Annotated in this window: 2 protein-coding genes; both read left to right on the plus strand. The window is 42.9% G+C overall.

Translation table 11 applies throughout. The features are described from left to right. Nucleotides 1–284 precede the first annotated feature (284 nt). Nucleotides 285–557 (plus strand): HU family DNA-binding protein, encoded by a 273-nt coding sequence (locus tag A3762_RS24545; RefSeq protein ID WP_068477044.1) that lies wholly within the window; start codon nt 285–287, stop codon nt 555–557. 130 nt (nt 558–687) lie between these two features. Further along, nucleotides 688–923 (plus strand): SurA N-terminal domain-containing protein (locus A3762_RS24550; protein WP_197469565.1); only part of this gene is annotated, 236 nt, incomplete at its 3' end.

The raw sequence follows: 923 nt of genomic DNA on the forward strand, positions 1-923 counted from the left end.
GATTCCTCATCAAAAGGCCAAAAAGGGCAGAAAAACAAAACAAAAGGCTCAGATCGCAGAATAAATACGCATTAGCGTAAATGCTGCCTTGACAGTGGTTTTAGACAGTTGGTATAACTTGTTTCGTCGTCTGGCAGCAGTATTCTAGCGGGCTCTGAGACCACTCAATAGAATTTCTAAAAAGTTAGAACTCTATACTAAGAAGAATTAGATCGCGTCTTAATTAAATAAGAAATGCGTCCAACATCTAACAACGTAAACCAAATTAAACTAAGGGGTTTAGTGTGAACAAATCTGAACTTATCGATGCAATTGCAGATTCAGCAGACATTTCAAAAGCAGCAGCAGGACGTGCGGTAGACGCGTTCGTTGATTCAATCACTGGTGCTTTAAAAGGCGGCGATCAAGTAACGCTTATCGGTTTCGGAACTTTTTCTGTAAAAGATCGTGCAGCTCGTACTGGTCGTAACCCACAAACTGGTGCGGAAATCCAAATCGCAGCAGCAAAAATTCCAAGCTTCAAAGCTGGTAAGGCTCTTAAAGACGCTGTTAACTAAGCGTTTGCCTGAAAGTAGCCGAGAGGCTACTCGTCGAAAAGGCGTGTTCTTAGGAATGCGCCTTTTTTGTAAATATCGTCACTAATAAAGTGATAATCATAAAGTTTAAGTAGTTATTTCAGAGGGCATTATGCTTCAAGACGTTCGTCAAGGTATGCAAGGTACCACAGCGAAAGTAATCGTTTGGGCGATTGCTATTACATTTGCGCTGTTTGGCGCTGAATCCATTGTTGGTGGTATCAGTGGAGAGCCAGAGGTTGCAGAAGTGAATGGTGAGGGCATTCCAGAGTCGGCGTTTCAGATCGCAGTAGAGCGAAAAAAACGTCAGCTTTTGATGCAGATGGGCGACGCAGCTGATCCGGATTT

This window comes from Oleiphilus sp. HI0125 (assembly GCF_001635355.1).